This window comes from Brevibacillus sp. HD3.3A (assembly GCF_013284375.2).
In the GTDB taxonomy this organism is placed as follows: domain Bacteria; phylum Bacillota; class Bacilli; order Brevibacillales; family Brevibacillaceae; genus Brevibacillus; species Brevibacillus parabrevis.
Genome location: NZ_CP085874.1, coordinates 4865341 through 4885515, shown reverse-complemented (window position 1 = coordinate 4885515; position 20175 = coordinate 4865341). Strand labels below are relative to the sequence as shown.

Sequence of the window (20175 nt, the reverse complement as noted above, 5' to 3'; positions counted from 1 at the left end):
AGCAGAGAGAAAAGGACAGAGGAGCGGTGGGAGCAATGAGCAGGCGAGTAGAGGGTGAAAAGCAGATGAGATTGGCGGCATGTACGGCTGCTTGGGGAATCGTCACGGAGCCGTCCGTGCAGAAAGCGGGTTTTTGTTTGCCGCGCTCGCGGTGTTCCGACAGCAAAAGGCGTTGGAGAAAGCCGCAAGCGTGGAGCTGGTGGAAAAGCTGGAGAAACTCGTAGGGAACGCGAGTGCAACTGAGCGAGGGACTTGCTGCACATGAGCCGTTTTCAGTATGGACGGTTGTGTGCAGTTTTTTTGTGGGATTGTAGCGGAATGGAATGAAGTGGTCTGTTCACGCAGGGGGGATTTGTACGGGAGCGGACTTGCCGTATTAAAGGAGAGTGATTTGTTTGGGGAGTTGGATGAAGGAAGTGGCGGTTGAAAGATATTTGCGTTTGTGGATGAAAAGTTGTTTGGGTGCTGGATCGTGTAAAGAAATGGATAGATGGGATGGGGGATAATGTTTTATTATAAGTATGAGGGCGAATGGTTACCCTGTAGCGAGGAAAAAGAAATGAACAAGATGCGTACAGCCGATTTTCGAGGATAGGGCGTGATTTTTGACGAGAAGTGAATCCTCGAAAAAAGAGCGGGTTCTTGTTGGCAGTGAGTATGAGGAAAGCCTTGGCGTTATTGAGGTTAAGCATGGTAGTCAAAGTCGGTTACATTGGAGACCCGAGAAGTTAGGGGACTGAAACAATTTTATGGTATTATTATGAGAAAGACTTCTCGTTGTTACATTGGAGACCCGAGAAGTTAGGGGACTGAAACCAGAATTGCAGGTTATCAAAATCGATGTTGATTGCTTGTTACATTGGAGACCCGAGAAGTTAGGGGACTGAAACTTATCTAGGTAGCTTGTGGTACTACCTGGGAGAACAGCGTTACATTGGAGACCCGAGAAGTTAGGGGACTGAAACTGGACGGCTCTGATCCGACTGTTCGATATACTGGGCCGTTACATTGGAGACCCGAGAAGTTAGGGGACTGAAACCCCTGTATTTGCCGATAATCACGCGTTCCGTTGCCGTTGTTACATTGGAGACCCGAGAAGTTAGGGGACTGAAACGACTATCGAATTGTGTTTGCCCCTCATCCCACACGCGTTACATTGGAGACCCGAGAAGTTAGGGGACTGAAACCCCGTCGCTGCACAGCCTGCTCCCTCTCGATGCTGGTCGTTACATTGGAGACCCGAGAAGTTAGGGGACTGAAACATTGCTGCAGGCCATCTAAATCGGTCCAGCCAATCGGGTTACATTGGAGACCCGAGAAGTTAGGGGACTGAAACTGGGTGAACTGCGAAAGCAAAAATGCGTAGGTGTGGCGTTACATTGGAGACCCGAGAAGTTAGGGGACTGAAACATGGAATCAGGCTTTATTTCGGAAGGGTTGTCTCAAGCGTTACATTGGAGACCCGAGAAGTTAGGGGACTGAAACGGATCATGGCGATGGCACTCGATGAGAACCGGAACCGTTACATTGGAGACCCGAGAAGTTAGGGGACTGAAACTAGTTTGTATGAAGAAGATGTTGGCAAGCCATACATCCGTTACATTGGAGACCCGAGAAGTCAGGGGACTGAAACAGGGTAAGTCAACCAGGACTCGTTTCCCCTGCTCGCGGTTACATTGGAGACCCGAGAAGTCAGGGGACTGAAACCGCACATGGATCCGAAAAGCCGGCCACAGCCCCGCGAGTTACATTGGAGACCCGAGAAGTCAGGGGACTGAAACAGGACACCAGTTTGGCTGTTTTTTTGTACTCCTCCCAAAGTTACATTGGAGACCCGAGAAGTCAGGGGACTGAAACCGGCGGGCAATAAAAATAGCCCCGGTCGGCTCGGGGTTACATTGGAGACCCGAGAAGTCAGGGGACTGAAACGCTGCGCAATGCCAATGTTGTCGTAACGGATTTTTGGGTTACATTGGAGACCCGAGAAGTCAGGGGACTGAAACCGTCTGCAAACTCATCTGTGTTGAGAAAGACATCCAGGGTTACATTGAAGACCCGAAAAGTTAGGGGACTGAAACGTGTGTGATCTCCACAAGACACCCGTTTACTTCTGCAGTTACATTGAAGACCCGAAAAGCAAGGAACTGAAAACCTGGTTCTCCTGCACCGTCCCCATCTTCCTAGTTACATTACAGATCCAAATGGTGCGGCTCCCGCCACGCACATCATGAAAGCCAGAGTAAAGTGTGGGCTATGCTTATCAGAAGTTTCTGAATGGAACAGCAAAGATGAGGAACCTAGTTGTCGATGCATGTGAAAAGGGACTGCTAGTTAGCAGGCTTGTATCAATTTACGTTCACACACCTTGATGATTGCGAAGCAGGACAGCATTTCCAGCGGCGTTGTTGAGAAGTAAGACACTTCAAAAAGATTCCACTTGGTCGATAAAGCAAAGCTCAAGGTTAACGCCCATTCTTTGTCAGAAAGGCACTTCATTTTCCGACTCAACGAAAAAACTGAAACGAACATCCCCCCGTATATTTGTCAAAATGAAATAACGCCCTGATGAAAATAGAAAAAGAGAGCAGTATGAAAGACGATTTCACATTATGTTACGTTCTGAAAGCTTAAACAGTAAATTGGACTACTCTCCATGGGAATTTTGAAGCGTTCGAGTGGCGGTTGAAGTCGTTATTTTATGTTAGTGGATGAAAAAGTCTTTTTGGTGCTAAAGGAATGGATAGATGAGATGTGGGATAATGTTTTACAATAAGTATGAGAGCGAATGCTTACCCTTTAGCGGGGAAAAAATAAATGAACAAGATGCGTACAATGATTTTCGAGGATAGGGCGTGAGTTTTGACAAGAAATGAATCCTCGAAAAAAGAGCGGTTTCTTGCTAGTATTGAGTATGGGGAAAGCCTTGCTGTGACTAGGATTAAGTATGGTAGTCAAAGTCGGTTACATCGAAGACCCGAGAAGCTAGGGGACTGAAACTATACTTCACCTTTGACAATTACGCAGACCACGACAGGTTACATCGAAGACCCGAGAAGCTAGGGGACTGAAACAGGTAAGAAAAGAGCGTTCCGAAGGCGTTACCGAGGGTTACATCGAAGACCCGAGAAGCTAGGGGACTGAAACTTGTGATTGGAGATTACAAGGGAGGGAGGAACGAAGGGTTACATCGAAGACCCGAGAAGCTAGGGGACTGAAACTCATATGAAACCATCGCAAGAGCCGGAAGCATGAGCAGTTACATCGAAGACCCGAGAAGCTAGGGGACTGAAACCGAAATCATCCAATACAATCGACTTGCGCTTGGAAACGTTACATCGAAGACCCGAGAAGCTAGGGGACTGAAACAACAATTGCGATAATGTCGAATTGATTGTTGATGACGTTACATCGAAGACCCGAGAAGCTAGGGGACTGAAACTAGAACATTGATGGCTTCAACCATCCATTGATACGCAGTTACATCGAAGACCCGAGAAGCTAGGGGACTGAAACTCCGTCGTTTTGCGAATCTGCATGTCATAGGTGTGCAGTTACATCGAAGACCCGAGAAGCTAGGGGACTGAAACCTGCTCCACCGTGTCGATCGACATTAACAGAAAATTCAGTTACATCGAAGACCCGAGAAGCTAGGGGACTGAAACCCCACATTTCTGACTGGCTGACGTACCCACGGCAAGAAGTTACATTGAAGACCCGAAAAGTTAGGGGACTGAAACTCATCGCCTGGATAACGCTTCATTTTTTCCAGGATCTCGTTACATCGAAGACCCGAAAAGCAAGCGGAATTGAAACTAAGGCTCTTGCATTTTTGTTCGTATTTGGTTATCTCGTTATATTACAAATCCGAAAAAACAGAAGACTGTAACTAAGCTGGCCTTGCCTGCTCGCGATGCTCCGACAACAAAAGATGCTAGAGAAAGTAGATTTGATGGAAAAGATGGAAAAACTTATAAAAGACGCGAAAAAAGCTGCACGAGAGACTTGCTGCACATAAACCGTTTTCAATATGGACGGTTGTGTGCAGTTTTTTTGTGGGGATTGTAACAAAATACAAGCTACATCGTCTTACTAATGAAGCCTTAAACATAAATGGAAAAAAATGTTGAAAATAGAAAAATTAAAGATTAATATGCAAAAAATTTCAAAATATTTTTAGCGAGGGGTATTGTTGAATAGAAAGCTTGTAGCAAGTTTTATTACTTCTTGCGTTGTTCTGGCGACAATCACTACTGCATTCGCAGCTACTCCGATGGGGATAGCACAATCAGAAGCGTCAATCAGTGGAAATCTGTCTACGGCAGGGGGAGAAAAACATTATGTAATATCTTCGTATGGTATTACGCGTGATATCTCCTCTAGAGTAAAATCTAGTGATATTAAGCAAATCATTTCCTTTGCCATTATTACTAGAAACGGGAAGAAAGTTTCCTCAAAAACAACAGAAGATTCCTATGTTAAATCTTTGAAAGCAAAGATTAGTAATCAGGAGGAATATGGAAAAGCGATATGGGAGGTAGCCGCCAGCGGGGATGTTTACTATACCGATGGGACAACAGATAGCGGTATTAATTATGAAGAACAGGAATTTAACGTAAAGTAAAGATGATGCATAGCTATGGGGGAGAGTATGGTTAAAAGTATTCTATCTATAGGATTGCTGGCATTTACTGTGTTCTCAGCAGCTACAGTTTATGCTGAAATGACAGAATTTTCATCGGACGTTTATATAGCGTCTGAAACATCTACAAAACATACGGCGGGATTTACCGCTATCACTGAATCTGATGTCAAGTGTGCAAAAATTACGGTGCAGTCTACTATCTATTTCAATGCAAAGAAGCAAGGTGAGACAGAAAGAGCAACCAATTATAATTCATATAAGGTCAAACAAACAGGAGAAAGGAAAGTAGTTAATCCTACGAAGAAAGGGTATTGGGAAATAAGCAGCTTTCATGAAGAGTATGCAAAAAAGGAAGATAAATTGACAGAAGAAAATCACTCATACGATGATGCGATTTGGATGCCTTAATATAGTGAAAAGGAGATATTACCATGAAAAAATCGGTTGAATTGCATTAGCTTTAGCGTTTTCCGTTATCGGTTATGCAAATGCAAGCAAGCAAGATGACATGGTGATTGTAAAACAAAGAATTGCAGAGTTTAAAGAAAAGGTTGACAATGACATTGCAAGCAGCTTTGACATTAATCTGGACGACTTGAAAAAGCTGGATCACAAAGAGGTTTTAAAAAGTGAAGAGTATAAGGGGATTGCTAAAATAGTAATGAATATCATGCTTGAGCAAGCAAACGGTGATGTAGTGCCAAGTATTTATATGGATGAAGAGAACAATGAGATGTACATTTTGGAAAAACAAGCGGATGGTACAAATATCTTGCATAAGTATAGCAAGAATAATGAAGGCTCTGATACTAAACGAACTGTTGGCGCAAAAAATATAGGCACAGATAAAGAGGGCTGGAATGAAATTAGCACGGAAAAAAGTGAGGGAAAAATCATAGACTTCGAAGAGGTAAAATAAGAGCAATTAAAACCCGCAATACCATTCTTGTCCTTTTGCAAAATAAATACAAAAAAGCGGCTAAGCAAAAAGCGCTGACCAACTATCGGTCAATGAAGTGCACCTCCTAAAATAGACATTGGATTAAACCTCCTGGTAGATCCGATGCAACCTAAGGGGTGTATTTTTGTTGAAAAAAAGCCCAGCCTTTAGAAGCTAACCTGACAAGTTCATGCTAGAATCCGTGCGGCTGCATAGAGAGAAAAGACAGACATACCATTGAATCATGAAGCATCCCTGAAACAGCAACAAACAGGTCAAACTATGTCACCCCTAAAAAACCATCCATACAGCAAATAAAAAGTACGACCGAAAATCCGGAAATCGCAGACAATCAATCAATCAGTTTAACCCTTCGACCCGTCGAGAGAGCCTTTACGCTTTTTACGGCCTCCTTTGTTTTCCATCCCCGCTCCCTGATGCGCGGGGGCACGGCAGACGAGCTATAATAGTGGATAGCTAAAAGGGATACAGGAGAGGAGGGGCCAACGTTGCATGCTGACGAGGTTTATCGACAGTTCCGACAGATGATTTTTTCCGTGCAGAGCGTATCGCTTGTCACATGTGCTCACCAGGAGCCGCATTCGCTTCCGGCTTCTTCCTGCCAGCGCATCGGGTTTGTCAAAAGTCACAAAGGTACGCTGACAAGCAATGCGACCGAACAGGCTGTGGAGGCGGGCGATGTCGTTTTTCTCAGGCCGTGGACGGACACCTCCATTTGCGCGCATGCGGGCAAGCAGCTGGAGGTCTTTTTGATCGAGTTCGCTTTTTGGACGGAGGCAGCATCGTCCGGGACGGAGCGGACTTTTCTCCAGGGAACAAGCCGATTTCCCGCTGGAAAAGTCGTTTCATGTGCGCAGCCATTCGCAGGTTTTGCATTTGATGGAGGAACTGCACAAAAGTCTGGATGCATTCGCGCATGTTCAAGACGCTCAAAGGTGTGAGCTTTTCCGACTACATAACCCGTTTGCGGATCGACCGGGCAAAGGTGCTGCTGGAGCTGCCAGCCAGCCGCTTGCGGGAAGTGGCGCAAAGCGTTGGCCGGAGCTTGTGTCGCGGTTGTCGGTTCGATCGGATTTGTCGGCTTGCTTGCTCCGCACATGGCTGGCAGGCTGGTCGGGGGCAAGCGCATTTGGCTGCTTCCTGTAGCTGCCCTGCTCGGGGCCATTTTGCTGGTTGCAGCGGACGGACTGGGCAGATGGCTGTTACCTCCGCTTGAGGTTCCGGTGGGCATCGTGACGGCTGTAATCGGTGCGCCGTACTTCCTTTACTTGATCGGCAAAGAACAAAGCAGAAGCTGGTAAACAAACACAAAAAGCCCTGTCTTGCACACTGCTGCGAGACGGGGCTTCTTGTGTTTTCCATATCGAGTCAACCGGAATTATCGCTTGTCCGCTTGGCGCAAAAACGCGCGGACGGTCTGTACGTATTCGTCTGTTTCTTCCAAATAGCCGAGATGGGAGCTGTGCTCCAACACATGCAGCCCGGCGTTTGGCACGAGCGACTGGTAGTAGCTTGTTGCTTCCGGGGTCGCCTCGTCGTAGCGACCGCACACAAACAGGGCAGGAATCGCGATTTCATGCAGCTTCGGCGTGTAATCAAACGTCTTGAGATTGCCTGTCGGGCAAAACTCGGACGGCCCCCACATCGTCATGTACACGTCTTTGTTGGCTTTCGCACGGCTTTGCGTCATGACTTCTGGCAACGGCTCCATGCGGCAAACGTGGCGCGCGTAGTATTGTTTCATCGCGTCCTGATACTCTTTGGAATCCGTCGTTCCTTGCTGTTCGTGCCGGGCAATCGTCTGCTGGACGTCTTCCGGCAGTTGGGCGATCAGCCGATCAGCGTCTTCTTTCCAGAGCTGGGCACGGAGGCAAGGACTGGAGAAAATCACGCTCGCAACGCCCGCAGGCTTAGCGTCAATCAAATAAGCCGCAGCCAGCATCGTTCCCCACGAATGGCCGAGAATATGAACCTCGGTCAAATCAAGCGCCTGTCGAATGCAGGCCAGCTCTTCTACAAAGCGCTCCGTTTTCCACAGCGAGGAGTCGGTCGGTCTGTCCGAGTTGCCCGAGCCGAGCTGGTCGTAAAAAATAACGGGACGCTCGTCGCCAAGCACGTGCAATGCAGACTGGAGCGGGTCGTGCGTGTTGCCAGGCCCGCCGTGCAACACGATCAGCGGAGTGTGATTGCCTGTGCCGACGCGGTTGTACCATACTTTTCCGCCAGGAACTTCGATGTAGCCTTCCTGCTTGTTCATCGTTTTTCATCCTCCACTTGTCACTCTTGTTGATCCAATTCTTTTTACCAATATACCATTTTTAGAAGATTTTTGCGTGAGTAGCTGTGTGCGTGCGCCAAGCGCATGATTTTACACTTTTTTTAGATTTCGTTTAGAACGCGTTTAGGCTTCCGCTTTATCATCGCTAGTAGAGAAAGTGAGGCTGCTTTCTACATGAAACTGGAGGGATGACTGGTGCGAAAAAAATGGCTGGCGGTGGCATTGGCGGTCGGAATCGGCGGGGGAGCGACGTGGGGGATGAGCGTTTCGGCGCAAGCGGACAACGGCGCACTGGAGTCGTACAAATCGGCGTTAAAGCAGACGAAAGAAGCAGGGAGCTTGACTGCGCACGCTCACCTGGAGTTGACAGACAACCAGACGAAGCTTTTTGCAGTCGACGGGGTGGCCAAAGTCGATCATGAGCAGAAGCTGGGCAGCGTGGATGGCACGTATGTCGATGCGAACGGCGAAGGAAGCTTTCAAGCATTTCGCGAGCCGACTCAAATGGTTTTTAAAAAAGGGGATCGCGATCTGTATCGCGTCATGGAGGCAATGGATTGGCAACAACAACAGCCTGAGCAGGATCAGCACGCTATGAGTAGCGCCATGATCGAGCAGGTGCACAAAACATTGTTCGGAAGCATGGAGAAATGGACGACGATGGAAAACTTGCCGGATGGCGGGAAACGAGTATCCTTGAAGCTCGACGAGGAGCAAATGCCTGTGTTCGCCAAAATGCTAGGCCCGATCATGTACGCGAAAATCGTTGAACGCAGCCAGGAAGCGAGGGCGGGTGAAGCCGAAAAAGGACTCGCGCTGAAGCTGCCCGCTTTGCAGGAAGACGTGCATCTGGAGCAAGTCGTGCTGAACGCGACGATCAACGAGCAAAACCAGATCGAGCAGCAAACAGCCAAGGTGGAGCTGGTCGGGACGGACGCTTCCGGCGTCGTGCATACGTTGCAACTGACTGTGGACGTCCGCTTGTCGGATTTGGCAGCGACCACTCCCGAGCGCGTGGATTTGACGGGGAAACAAGTGGAGAAAGTGACTCGCGAAGAGATGCGCAGCCACTGGGCAAAAGGCGGCTGGCGGCACTAAGGCAGGGGCGTGCGTCTTTTGCCAGGCGCTGTAGTATAATGACAGCAATTATGCGCATCGGAGGAGAGGAACCATGTCAATCAAAACGAGGCTTTGGTTGTCTTATATCGCCATGATCGTCGTTCCGGTGGTCTGTTTTGGACTGGTCGCCTCGACTCTGGTGGCGGTTTTTTGGGGAGAGTCATTCCCGCGCGAAAAAGCACCGGGGAAACCGCTGTTTCGGCAAAACATGGACAGACGAGACGAGCTGTTTGCAGGAGTGGCGTTTTTGGCGCAGCACGATGCGGAGCGGTTGCTGGACAATGAGCTGCTGACCGAAACGGATGAGCAACTACGCCCGTTTGGCGGAGCATTCATATTGGCGAAAGAGGGAGCGGTGCTGTTCGCTTCTTCTTCCCTGGCTCAGGCCGATTTGCCGAAATACATGCAGTCCGCTGCGGCTGAAGAACGCCCGCGCCAGTGGCCGCCATGGGAAAGCAGCAGACATGTCGCCAGGACGTATGCGTTTTCCTTCGCCGACAAGAGTCAGGGCACTCTTTATTTTCTGGCTGACGACAGCTCCTTGTTTTCGTCGGGAATCTCTTTCTTTGCGCTCATGATCGTCAGCTTCCTCGTCATTATCGGGCTGACGAACGGGATTTTGACGTATTTGGTGTCCAAGAGCATCATCCGTCCGCTGTACGCGCTCAAACAGGCGGCTCACGAGATCAAGGAGGGCCATCTGGAGCGGCCTGTACAACTCGGGCGAAAAGATGAGCTGGGCGAGCTGGGCGAGGCTTTTGAGGAGATGCGCGTCCGGTTGTACGACTCGATTCGCATGCAGCTACAATACGAGGAAAGCCGCAAAGAGCTGATTGCGAGCATCTCGCACGATTTGAAGACGCCGATTACCGGAATCAAGGCGTGCGTGGAGGCTGTGCTGGACGGAATTGCCGATACGCAGCCGAAACGGGAGAAATACATGCGGATGATCGCCAGCAAATCCGCGCAAATGGATCGGCTCATCGACGAGCTGCTTTTGTACTCGCGGCTGGACTTGAACCGTCTGCCTTTTCATCTGGAGCCGGTCAATATTCGGGCCTACCTGACCGATTGGGTGCAGGCGCTGCGTCTGGAGCCTGGTATGTCTGACGTACGGCTGAACGTCGCGGGGACAGAGGGCGGCCCGCTTGCCGTGATGGCAGATCGGGAAAAGCTGCATCGGGTGCTGATGAACATGATCGACAACAGCATGAAATACATGGACAAACCACTGAAACAAATCGACGTGCGAGTGGAGCGGACAGCAGACGAAGTTATTGTGACGATTGCCGACAATGGAGCGGGTATTGCGGAGGAAGCGATGCCGCACATTTTTGACCGCTTTTACCGGGCGGACCCTGCGCGCAACACGACAACGGGCGGCAGCGGACTGGGACTTGCGATCGTCAAGCAATTGGTAGAAGGGCACGGAGGACGCGTCTGGGCGCGCAGCGAGGTCGGCAGCGGAACGGACGTCTGTTTTTCCTTGCCGCTGCAAAAAGGGACGGAAGGTGGAGCGGATGAAGCACATATTGATCGTTGAGGACGACACGGTAATCGCAGAGGTGGAAAAAGACTACCTGGAAGCAAACGGCTATACAGTCGAGGTCGCCCATTCGGGAGAGGTCGGCTTGCAAAAAGCGCTGACAGAGCCATACGATCTGATCATTCTCGACTTGATGCTGCCTGTGGTAGACGGCTTTGCCATTTTGCGCGAGGTGCGTGAAGCGAAAAACATCCCGATCCTGCTCGTCTCCGCCAAAAAAGAGGACATCGACAAGATCCGCGGCTTGGGGCTGGGCGCGGATGATCATATTAGCAAACCGTTCAGCCTGGGCGAACTGGTGGCGAGAGTAAAAGCGCACCTGGCCCGCTACGACCGCCTCGTTTCCGATGGTTCTCAGAGCCAGCGAAAGCCGCAGGACGAAATTCGCATGCGCGGCTTGCGGATCGACAAGCTCGCCCGCAAGGTGTACGTCCGTGGACAAGAAGTTGCCTTTACGTCGAAAGAATATGAGCTGCTGCTGTTTTTGGCGACGCATCCGAACTGGGTGTTCAGCAAAAACGATTTGTTCGAGAAAATTTGGGGACTGGATTCCCTTGGCGATATTGCTACCGTGACCGTGCACATCAGCAAGCTGCGCGAAAAAATCGAGATCGACCCGACGAAGCCGCAGTATATCGAAACGGTTTGGGGAGTCGGGTACCGTTTTCAACTGTAGGTGTAGCTATGTAGCTGCGGCGGCTCACAGAGGCTCAAAAGAGGTGAAGGCATGTACAAGCTGGGCATGAAAGGGAAGAAGTGGCTGCTGCTCCTGCATTTGCTCTTTTCAGCGATTATGCTGGGCGGAGCGGTTTTGTTTCTCGTTTTGAGCATCGTGGCGGCGAATACGGACGATGCCGGGATATTTGCCGCCTGTTACACCGCGATGCACACCTTGGCGAAAACAAGCGTGCGCGCGTCGACCATCGGCACGATCGTCACAGGCGTGCTGCTTTCCGTCTGGACGCATTGGGGACTGTTTCGCTATTACTGGATCATCGCCAAAGAAGTGCTGACGCTCGTCACGATCCTGCTCGGCCCCGTCGCCATGTACGTCTGGACGTTGCCAGCGGTCAGCCTGGCCTGGGCGCAAGGGTTGGAAGCGATGGGCAATCCCGCGTTTATCGTCAACAGCGAAAAGCTCTGGATCGGGATTGTCTTGCAGCTGCTTTCGCTGATTCTGTTGTTTCTTTTGTCGGTGTTCAAGCCGTGGGGGAAACGAAAAAGCTGAACATACGTCTTTGTAACAGTAGACTATCTTTTGCGTAGGCGAAAGGTAGTCTTTTTTGCGTATGCCCTCCACAAGCTGCCATTTTTTTGCGTAAAATGGGTGTCAGTGACAGCATACAGTGTGAGAGACAGACAATCGAGGGAGAACCAGACCATGGAGAGAAGAGTAAAATTGCTGGGCACGGGAAAATACTTGCCCGCGCGAGTCGTGACAGCGGCAGAGCTGGATGAACAGCTCGGGCTGGCTACAGGATGGACCGAAAAAAAATCCGGGGTTCGGATTCGCCATTATGTTACAACGGAAACAGCCGCGCAGATGGGGGCGATTGCCGCCAAACGAGCGGCGGAAGCGGCAGGAGTCTCGTTGCAGGAGCTTGACTGCATCGTCTGTGCGAGCGGAACGGCGCAGCAAGAAATTCCGTGCACAGCGGCCTTGATCCAGGAAGAGCTGGGGCTTTCCCGTACCGGGATTCCTTGCTTTGATATCAATTCGACTTGCCTGAGCTTCGTGACTGCGCTCGACGTCATGTCTTGCGCGATGGCTGCGGGTGTATACAAGCGCGTGCTGATCGTCTCGACGGAGATCGCTTCGATGGGACTGAACTGGAAGCAAAAAGAAAGCTGCGTGCTGTTTGGCGATGGCGCGGCAGCGGTCGTCGTGGGGCAGACACCGGAAGGCGAGTCGTCCCGCATTGTCAGCTCAGCGATGCAAACCTACAGCGAAGGAGCGCACTATTCGGAAATTCGCGGCGGCGGAACGATGGTGCACCCGCGCCACTATGCGAACGGGCACGAGGATGACTTCGCTTTTGACATGGACGGACGCAAAATTTTTCGTTTGACCTCGCAGTTGATTACCGGCTTTGTCGACAGCTTGCTCGCGAAAGCGTCCGTGAGCAAAAAGCAGCTTCAGGCCGTCATTCCCCACCAGGCGAGCGGGATGGCGCTGCGCATCATGAGAACGAAGCTCGGTTTTATGGAGCAGCAAATGGTCGATATCATGGCAGACCACGGCAACGTCATTGCCGCTTCGATCCCGATGGCTTTGCACGAGGCGATCAGCCAGAAGCGGGTAGAAAGGGGAGATTGCCTGCTTTTGCTCGGTACTTCCGCCGGGTTGTCGCTCGGAGGGATTGTGCTTGAATACTGAGCGGACGGTCCTTTTGACAGGAGGGAGGGCACCTGCCACGCTGGAGTTGGCCCGGCTGTTTCACGCGGGCGGACACCGCGTCGTTGTAGCGGAAAGCGCGGGGCGGCACCTGTGCGCTCATTCGCGCTATGTAGCCCGCTCCTATCGCGTTCCGCCACCCCGGACGAAGACGGATGCCTATATCGCCGAGCTGTGCCAGATCATGCAAAAGGAGCGCGTCGACCTGCTCGTTCCGACTTGCGAGGAAATTTTTTACGTCGCGCACGGCCGCGAGCGGTTGCGGGCATATGGCGCCGTGCTGGTGGAGCCGCTTCCTGTGCTGCGCGCTTTGCATGACAAATGGCTGTTTCAGGAACGGGCACAGGCAGCAGGGGCGAAAGTTCCGCATACGATTCGGGTGGAATCTGCGCACGAACGGGATGAAGCGATTCGCCAAGCGAGTGGCCCGATCGTGCTGAAGCCTGTCTACTCCCGCTTCGCCGCCCATGTCCAGATCATCCGCGATCTGTCCAGGGTGGAGTTGTCCAGGCTTCCTGTCCCGTCTGCCGCTCAGCCGTGGCTCGTCCAGCAGTTCATCGCAGGACGCCAGCTGTGCAGCTACGCGGTCGCCCATGAAGGAGAGCTTGCGCTGTATGCGGACTATGAGACGGTGCACACGGCCGGGCAAGGGGCGACGATTCATTTTGCCTCTGCCGGACATGGCGGAGTATACGATTTTGTCACGCGGTTTGTCCGCAGGCACAAGTTCAACGGGCAGATCGCTTTTGACCTGATCGAGAGCGATGCAGGCGAACTGTATGTGCTCGAATGCAATCCGCGGCTGACGAGCGGGATTCATCTGTTTGCGGAGCAACAGGTGGCGGATGCCTTTTTTGCAGGTGGAAAAGAGGTGCTCGTGCCAGAGACAGGACGATCCTATATGCTTGGCCTTGCCATGCTGAGCTACGGACTGGCAAATGTCAAGGGCTGGTCGGGCTGGAAAAGGTGGGCGCGCGACCTGTCCGGCGCGCGGGATGTGCTCTTTCGCCTGGACGATCTGCGCCCGTTTTTTGACCAGTTTGCCATGCTCGGCGATCTGGCCTGGCAAAGCGTGAGCACGAGAACAAGCATGCTCGCATGCAGTACGAGCGATATCGAATGGAACGGGGAAGTGCCGCGCTGAGCGGGTTTCTTTGGAAAGGATGGGAGAAGGCACATGAAAAAACGTGTGCTCGTCACAGGAGGAACGGGTTTTCTCGGACAAAAGCTGGTGCAGCGGCTGCATGAGCAAGGCCACGAGGTGACTGCGCTGGGACGGGATGAGGGCATCGGGCGGCAGCTGCGAGAGCAGGGCATCCGTTTTGTCCGTACAGATATTAGAGACAGGGAGGCGGTAGCAGACGCATGCCGCAGTCAGGAGATCGTCTATCACGTTGCCGCGTTTTCCTCGCCGTGGGGAAGGTTTCGCGACATGTACGAGACGAACGTGAGCGGAACCGTCCATGTCATTGCTGGATGCGACAAGCACGGGATTGAGCGGCTGGTGCACGTGTCCAGTCCGAGCATTTACTTTGCGTTTGCCGATGCGTACGGCATCCGGGAAGATGCGCCGCTGCCAGAACGTTTTGCCAACGTGTATGCGCAAACGAAGCATTTGGCTGAGTTGGAAGTGGACAAGGCGCATCGGCAGGGGTTGCCGACGATTACGCTGCGCCCGCGCGCCTTGTTCGGGCCGGGCGACAATGCGATTTTGCCCAGACTGATTCGCGCCAACGAACAAAAATACGTGCCGCTGATTGGGGGCGGAAAAGCGCTCATCGATTTGACTTACGTGGACAATGTCGTGGATGCGCTCGTGCTGTGCATGGATTCACCTGCAAGCACATTCGGCCGAGCCTACAACATTACAAACGGGGAGGCTGTCACGCTGATCGACGTACTGACGGATGTGTTCCGGCGACTGGACATGCCGCTGCGAGCGAAAGAGGTGCCGTACTGGCAAGCGTACGGAGCGGCCTGGGTGCTGGAGCTGTTGTCCCGCACCGTGCTCGGCTACCGCGAGCCGATCCTGACCCGTTATTCCGTCGGGGTACTCGCCAAGTCGCAGACGCTCGATATTACGAAAGCGCGGCAGGAGCTTGGGTACGAGCCGCGCGTGAGCATAGCGCAAGGGATTGAAACTTTTACGGCATGGTGGAGGGCAGAACATGGACGTTAAATTGACGTGGCTGGACACTGGCTACTGCCGACAGCTGGAAATGTTCTCGCGCAAAGGCGGCAGGGTGAAAATGATTCGCTTTCACGCGCTTGCCGGGCTGATCGAGCACCCGCAGCACGGCATTTGGCTGTTTGATACAGGCTACTCGCCGCGGTTTTTCCAGGCGACCCAATCGTTTCCGTACTCGCTTTACGCAAGCTTGACGCCTGTCGTGACAGCGCCTGAGCAAAGCGTGCTGGCCCAGCTCAACCAGCGGGGGATCGCGGCAGATGAGGTAAAAGGCATTTTGCTCTCCCATTTTCATGCGGATCACATCGGCGGATTGCGCGATTTTCCCAAAGCGCGCCTGTACTGCTACGAGAGCGCCTATCTGCATATCAAGGACAAGACAGGGCTTGCTGCTGTGCGCGAGGCGTACTTGCCTGATTTAATGCCTGCCGATTTTGCCGAACGCGTGACATTTGTGGATCGGCTGGCCCCGGTTGAGCTGCCAGCGCGGTACGCGCCGTATGCAAAAGGATACGATCTGTTTGGCGACCAGAGCGCTTGGGTGGTCGATCTGCCCGGGCATGCACAAGGCCAGTTTGGCGTGTTTGTGCGTGACCGCGATCACGGCGAACTGTTTTTGTGCGCGGATGCCGCCTGGTCGAGCGAGGCGTACCGCCGCTTTTTGCTGCCGCATCCGCTTGCCAGGCTGATCATGTCCGACCGCAAGGCATACCGCGACGAGCTGCACAAGCTGCATGTCCTGTCGCGCAATCGAGCAGACGACTTGCGGATCATGCCGACGCATTGCAGCGAAGTGTGGGAGACGACGAAAGAGGGCGGGGATTTTTCATGGAGATCATGACGCTGCTTGCGCAGTACGTGCGGACGAAGTGGCTCGCCCGGCGCTTTTCCACGCGAGAACAGCTGGAAAAATGGCAAGATCGCCAGGTCAAGGCGCTGCTGAACCGGATACTGCCTGTGTCGCCGTTTTACTTGAAAAGAATGGGCGCTTTGTCCAAGGCAGAGTGGAGGAAGCTCGCGCCGATTGACAAAAAGCTGATGATGGAGCATTTTGACGAGCTGAATACGCGGCGCATCGCCAAAGAAGAGGCGTTCCGTCTGGCGCTGCAGGCGGAGAACACGCGCGATTTTACGCCACAGCTCAAAGGAGTCACGGTCGGCTTGTCGTCCGGCACCTCCGGCAATCGCGGGCTGTTTCTCGTCGGGCCAAAAGAGCAGGCCAAATGGGCCGGGACGATTATGGCCAAAATGCTGCCCGGGCCGCTCTGGTCTGAGCAACGGATCGCCTTTTTCCTGCGGGCGAACAGCAATTTGTACACAGCCGTAGACAGACGGCGTATTCAGTTTGCTTTTTTTGATCTGCAAAATTCGTTAGCAGAGCACGTCGAGCGGCTGAATCGTTATCAGCCGACTGTGCTGGTCGCCCCGGCATCGATGTTGCGCATGCTGGCAACAGCCAAGCAGCAAGGAGCACTGCGGGTATCGCCGATCAAAGTCATTTCGGTCGCGGAAGTGCTCGACCCGCTTGATCAGGCGTACATCCAGGACAGCTTCGCTCAGCTCGTTCATCAAGTGTACCAGTGCACGGAAGGGCTTCTGGCTGTCACGTGCGAGCACGGCACTTTGCACGTAAACGAAGATATCGTCGTGATGGAAAAAGAGTATCTCGATGAGCAGAAGGAGCGGTTTTTCCCGATTTTGACCGACTTTTCCCGCGAGACGCAGCCGATTATCCGCTACCGCCTGAACGACATTTTGACGGAGCGGCGCACGCCGTGTCCATGCGGCTCCGTGTTCATGGCACTGGAAGCGATAGAAGGGCGCTCGGACGATCTGTTTTGGTTCCGGCATGGGCATGAAAACGAGGAGCGCTGGATTTCCATCTTCCCGGATTTCATCCGGCGGGCTGTGATGGTGGCATCCGCGAAGATCGAGGAATACACGGTTCGCCAGCTTGGTGCAGAGCAGGTGGAAGTCGCGCTGTTGGTAAACGGGCAGCACTCCGAGCAAGAGGTGCAGGAAGAGGTGCGGCAAAGTCTCGCGGCTGTCATTCGCTCCTATGGCGCTGTCGTGCCCGCGATCCATTTTGTGCCGTACCAGCCTCATTCGGGCGCTAAAAAATTGCGGCGCGTAGAGAGGGTGTTTGCTTTCGATGAGCAAAAAGGACGAGATTAGGCTGTATGAGCCTGACGAGCTTTTGGCGCTGGACTGGACGCAGCTTGCAGATGGCGACTACGCCCGCGACTATTTGACGACACTCGCGACAGATTCTCCTGAGCGCCACATCCAAAACGTGCAAACAAAGCTGCTGGGCCTGCGCGCAGGAGGGCGTCTCGTGCCCGTGACGGTGAATGAGCAGGAGTACACCAATTCGTATGTTTGTTCACCGTACACCCATTTTGTCACTTACGCCCGCGAAGAGCTGGACATGCTCGATTCCATGCTGTGGAAAAGGCTGCTCGCGCCTGTGCTGGCCGCGCTTGGCTTATGGATGAAGGCAAGCCGCTGCAACCGGATCGCGATTGTGAACAACTGGCTGTTGTCCACGAATTTGTACCACGACTGGACGGCGCAGGAAGCGCGGGAAATCACACACTTTTGCGCGAAAAAGCTGCCGCGGCACATCATCGCGTTCCGCTCCGTTTGCCAGAAGCTGAGTCCCGAGCTGTACAAAGGGCTGAAGGATGCAGGCTGCCTGATGGTCCCGAGCCGCTACGTGTACTTGTTTCACCCGGAGTGGCCAGGCAAAGGGACGTGGCGGGTGCGCAATACGCTGTCCCGCGATCGGAAAATGCTGGAGAAGTCCGGCTACCGGGTGCTTTGGCACGATGAGCTGGAAGCAGGGCAGGCGGGGCGGATCGTCGAGCTGTACAACGCTCTGTACCTGGACAAATACTCCCGGCTAAACCCTCAGTTTACGGAGGACTTTATCAGGCTTGCGATGCGCAAGCGGACACTCACGCTGATCGGACTGGAAAAGGACGGGCGGCTGGACGGCATACTCGGTTATTTCGTCCGCAACGGCGTGATGACGACTCCTTTGTTTGGCTACGATACCAGACTGCCGAAAGAGACTGGGTTGTACCGGATGCTGTCGAGTCTTTTGGTGCAGGAGGCACAGCGGCGAAGCCTTTTGCTGCACCAGAGCGCGGGAGTCGGGGCGTTCAAGGCAGACAGGGGGGCCGTCGGGGAGACGGAATACACGGCTGTGTACGTCAAGCACCTGCCTGTTTATCGGCGGTGGATTTGGCAGACGCTTGCCGTATTGCTTGAGCGAATCGGGATCAAATTGGTGGAAAAATACGAGTTGTAGTGCCTTTTCATACACACTTCGACGCGGATCGTAACTTCTTCCCGTTACACTGAAAAGCAGCGAAGCATTTGCTTGAAGGGGGAAGGATTACATGAATCGGCTCTTGTTCGGAACATTGGTCGTAGTCACGACTTCACTCATGGGTTCATCGTTTGCGGTGGGAAAAATCGGCTTGGCTTACTTTTCGCCGCTGCTGCTTGTCGGTTTGCGCTTCACACTCGCCGGGCTGCTCATGGCTCTGTGGGTGTGGAAAAAGCCGCTGCCCCGCTCGGGAACGGAGTGGGCGAAGATCGGCCTGATCGGATTTTTGCAGACGGCGGCGGTCATGGGCTGTATTTTTTGAGCTTGCGAACGATTACTGCCGGGGAATCGTCGATTTTGACCTTCATGAATCCGCTTCTGGTCGTCATCTGGGGAACGTTGTTTCTGGGAGTGGCCTACCGTTTTTCCCAGTGGCTCGGGGTGCTGATCGGCCTTGCCGGCGTATTTTTGACACTTGGCTCGCATCTGCAATGGGAGACGGGAACGCTGTTCGGAATCGGCTCGGCCCTCGCTTGGTCGATCGCGACGATTTTGGTCAAGCGCTGGGGCGTGCAGTTTCATGTCTGGGTGCTGACGGCCTACCAGATGCTGTGCGGCGGAATTTTGCTCCTGATCATGGGCGTGACGCTGGAGACGCCCAAGCTGATCATTGCGCCGGAGTCGATCTTCATCGTGCTCTGGCTGGCGATCATGGCGTCCATCGTGCAGTTTGCCACCTGGTTTTACTTGCTCAGCCACGGTGATCCTGGACGCACCAGCGCTTTTTTGTTTCTCGCCCCGTTTTTCGGCGTGCTGTCCGGCTGGCTGTTGCTCGGGGAGGTTGTGTTGTGGAACGTATACGCCGGAGGTTGCCTGATTTTTGCCGGAATTTTTCTCGTCAACTGGACGTTTGCGCCCCGGAAGCAGCGCGAAGAGTCGGGAAAGCTCGCCTAGACGCGTTCTTTTTCGCCTGTGACGTCAAGGCCGAACTCCGCGATGAACCCGCTCGTGCCTTTTGGTGTGACGCGTACGGCACGTCCGCCGGGGATTCGTTCGATCCAGCCCAGTTCAAACAAGCGGTTGGTGAGCGAAGCCCCCAGGCTGCCAGCGAGATGGTGGCGACGCTCGCTCCAGTCCAGGCATTGACGGGCGAACCGCCGTCTGCTTTTCGGGCTGCTCTCGACCTCGACGCCGAGTGACCGCAGCTTGCTTTTTCCGGCTTCGTTCAGGACAAAATCTTGTCCGGATGCCTCGATCATGCCGAGCGCGATCAGCTTTTGCGTCAAGGCGACGCCGACTTCTCCGGCGAGGTGATCGTAGCACGTACGCGCATAGCGGATCGCCCGCATCTGATCGGACTCGCGCAAGGAGCGAACGGGCTGGGGAGCAGAAATGGTCAAAAGCGCCTCCAGCGCATGGGCCACCTCGGGGCTCGCCAACCGATAGTAGCGATGTCTGCCATGCGATTCGCTAGTCAAAAGTCCGCCTTCGACGAGCTTTCCCAGATGCGTGCTGGCTGTTTGCGGCGTCACTTTGGCGCTTTGCGCCAGCTCGCTCGCAGGGAGCGCTTTTCCTCCGAGCAGGCTGACCAGCATCATCACACGGGATGGTTCGCCGATCAGGGAGGCAAGCTCGGCGATATTCGGACTGGTACTCATCTCGATCCACCTGCTTTCACATTGATAGTTCGATCATAAACGAAATGTATGTGT

General features: G+C 53.2%; 17 protein-coding genes, 2 pseudogenes and 2 CRISPR repeat arrays. Of the genes and pseudogenes, 17 read left to right on the top strand and 2 right to left on the bottom strand.

Annotated elements, in window-relative coordinates; genetic code table 11:
* Positions 1–79 precede the first annotated feature (79 nt).
* The 6 genes and pseudogenes from HP435_RS22695 to HP435_RS22670 all read left to right on the top strand — a co-directional run.
* Positions 80–265, top strand: coding sequence for a hypothetical protein (locus HP435_RS22695; RefSeq protein ID WP_173599248.1), 186 nt, complete (start codon positions 80–82; stop codon positions 263–265).
* Between the two features lie 441 nt (positions 266–706).
* Positions 707–2138: a CRISPR direct-repeat array (repeat unit 23 nt; unit sequence GTTACATTGGAGACCCGAGAAGT).
* An 822-nt stretch (positions 2139–2960) separates the two neighbouring features.
* Positions 2961–3812: a CRISPR direct-repeat array (repeat unit 37 nt; unit sequence GTTACATCGAAGACCCGAGAAGCTAGGGGACTGAAAC).
* A gap of 377 nt (positions 3813–4189) precedes the next feature.
* Complete coding sequence (locus HP435_RS22690; protein WP_063229941.1) at positions 4190–4621, top strand: hypothetical protein; 432 nt, start codon at positions 4190–4192, stop codon at positions 4619–4621.
* 27 nt (positions 4622–4648) lie between these two features.
* Complete coding sequence (locus tag HP435_RS22685; RefSeq protein WP_122964616.1) at positions 4649–5050, top strand: hypothetical protein; 402 nt, start codon at positions 4649–4651, stop codon at positions 5048–5050.
* 100 nt (positions 5051–5150) lie between these two features.
* Positions 5151–5561 carry a hypothetical protein gene (locus HP435_RS22680; RefSeq protein ID WP_173599247.1) on the top strand — a complete coding sequence of 137 codons (411 nt, stop codon included), beginning with the start codon at positions 5151–5153 and terminating at the stop codon, positions 5559–5561.
* A gap of 530 nt (positions 5562–6091) precedes the next feature.
* Entirely contained in the window at positions 6092–6544 is a 453-nt protein-coding gene (locus HP435_RS22675) for a hypothetical protein (RefSeq protein ID WP_173599246.1), read from the top strand.
* Positions 6545–6634: 90 nt separating this feature from the next.
* Positions 6635–6904: pseudogene (locus HP435_RS22670) on the top strand (iron chelate uptake ABC transporter family permease subunit); the annotation flags it as partial.
* 77 nt (positions 6905–6981) lie between these two features.
* Here HP435_RS22670 and HP435_RS22665 read toward each other — a convergent pair.
* On the bottom strand, positions 6982–7860 hold the full coding sequence (locus HP435_RS22665) for a proline iminopeptidase-family hydrolase (RefSeq protein ID WP_122964619.1): 879 nt from the start codon (positions 7858–7860) through the stop codon (positions 6982–6984).
* A gap of 216 nt (positions 7861–8076) precedes the next feature.
* Between HP435_RS22665 and HP435_RS22660 the strand changes: the two genes are divergently transcribed.
* From HP435_RS22660 to HP435_RS22610, 11 genes and pseudogenes are all read left to right on the top strand, one after another.
* Positions 8077–8979 (top strand): hypothetical protein, encoded by a 903-nt coding sequence (locus tag HP435_RS22660; RefSeq protein WP_173599245.1) that lies wholly within the window; start codon positions 8077–8079, stop codon positions 8977–8979.
* Between the two features lie 73 nt (positions 8980–9052).
* Complete coding sequence (locus HP435_RS22655) at positions 9053–10543, top strand: sensor histidine kinase (RefSeq protein ID WP_173599244.1); 1491 nt, start codon at positions 9053–9055, stop codon at positions 10541–10543.
* Positions 10521–11222, top strand: coding sequence for a response regulator transcription factor (locus tag HP435_RS22650; protein ID WP_173599243.1), 702 nt, complete (start codon positions 10521–10523; stop codon positions 11220–11222). Before HP435_RS22655 ends, HP435_RS22650 begins: the two co-directional genes overlap by 23 nt.
* A gap of 51 nt (positions 11223–11273) precedes the next feature.
* Entirely contained in the window at positions 11274–11774 is a 501-nt protein-coding gene (locus tag HP435_RS22645) for a hypothetical protein (RefSeq protein ID WP_173599242.1), read from the top strand.
* Positions 11775–11804: 30 nt separating this feature from the next.
* A complete protein-coding gene (locus HP435_RS22640) occupies positions 11805–12923 on the top strand; it encodes a beta-ketoacyl-ACP synthase III (RefSeq protein WP_254223310.1) in 1119 nt (372 codons plus the stop codon).
* Positions 12913–14085 (top strand): ATP-grasp domain-containing protein, encoded by a 1173-nt coding sequence (locus tag HP435_RS22635; RefSeq protein ID WP_173597548.1) that lies wholly within the window; start codon positions 12913–12915, stop codon positions 14083–14085. The genes HP435_RS22640 and HP435_RS22635 overlap by 11 nt, the downstream gene beginning before the upstream one ends.
* A 33-nt stretch (positions 14086–14118) precedes the next feature.
* Positions 14119–15120, top strand: coding sequence for an NAD-dependent epimerase/dehydratase family protein (locus tag HP435_RS22630; protein ID WP_122964625.1), 1002 nt, complete (start codon positions 14119–14121; stop codon positions 15118–15120).
* Positions 15110–15970: an MBL fold metallo-hydrolase gene (locus HP435_RS22625; RefSeq protein WP_173599241.1), complete on the top strand. Its 861-nt coding sequence runs from the start codon at positions 15110–15112 to the stop codon at positions 15968–15970. Before HP435_RS22630 ends, HP435_RS22625 begins: the two co-directional genes overlap by 11 nt.
* A complete protein-coding gene (locus HP435_RS22620) occupies positions 15958–17304 on the top strand; it encodes a F390 synthetase-related protein (protein WP_122964627.1) in 1347 nt (448 codons plus the stop codon). The genes HP435_RS22625 and HP435_RS22620 overlap by 13 nt, the downstream gene beginning before the upstream one ends.
* Positions 17282–18442, top strand: coding sequence for a GNAT family N-acetyltransferase (locus tag HP435_RS22615; RefSeq protein WP_122964628.1), 1161 nt, complete (start codon positions 17282–17284; stop codon positions 18440–18442). The genes HP435_RS22620 and HP435_RS22615 overlap by 23 nt, the downstream gene beginning before the upstream one ends.
* Before the next feature lie 91 nt (positions 18443–18533).
* Positions 18534–19417, top strand: a pseudogene (locus HP435_RS22610) (DMT family transporter).
* Here HP435_RS22610 and HP435_RS22605 read toward each other — a convergent pair.
* Positions 19414–20121 carry an ArsR/SmtB family transcription factor gene (locus tag HP435_RS22605; protein WP_122964629.1) on the bottom strand — a complete coding sequence of 236 codons (708 nt, stop codon included), beginning with the start codon at positions 20119–20121 and terminating at the stop codon, positions 19414–19416. The pseudogene HP435_RS22610 and the gene HP435_RS22605 overlap by 4 nt on opposite strands.
* Positions 20122–20175: the final 54 nt, after the last annotated feature.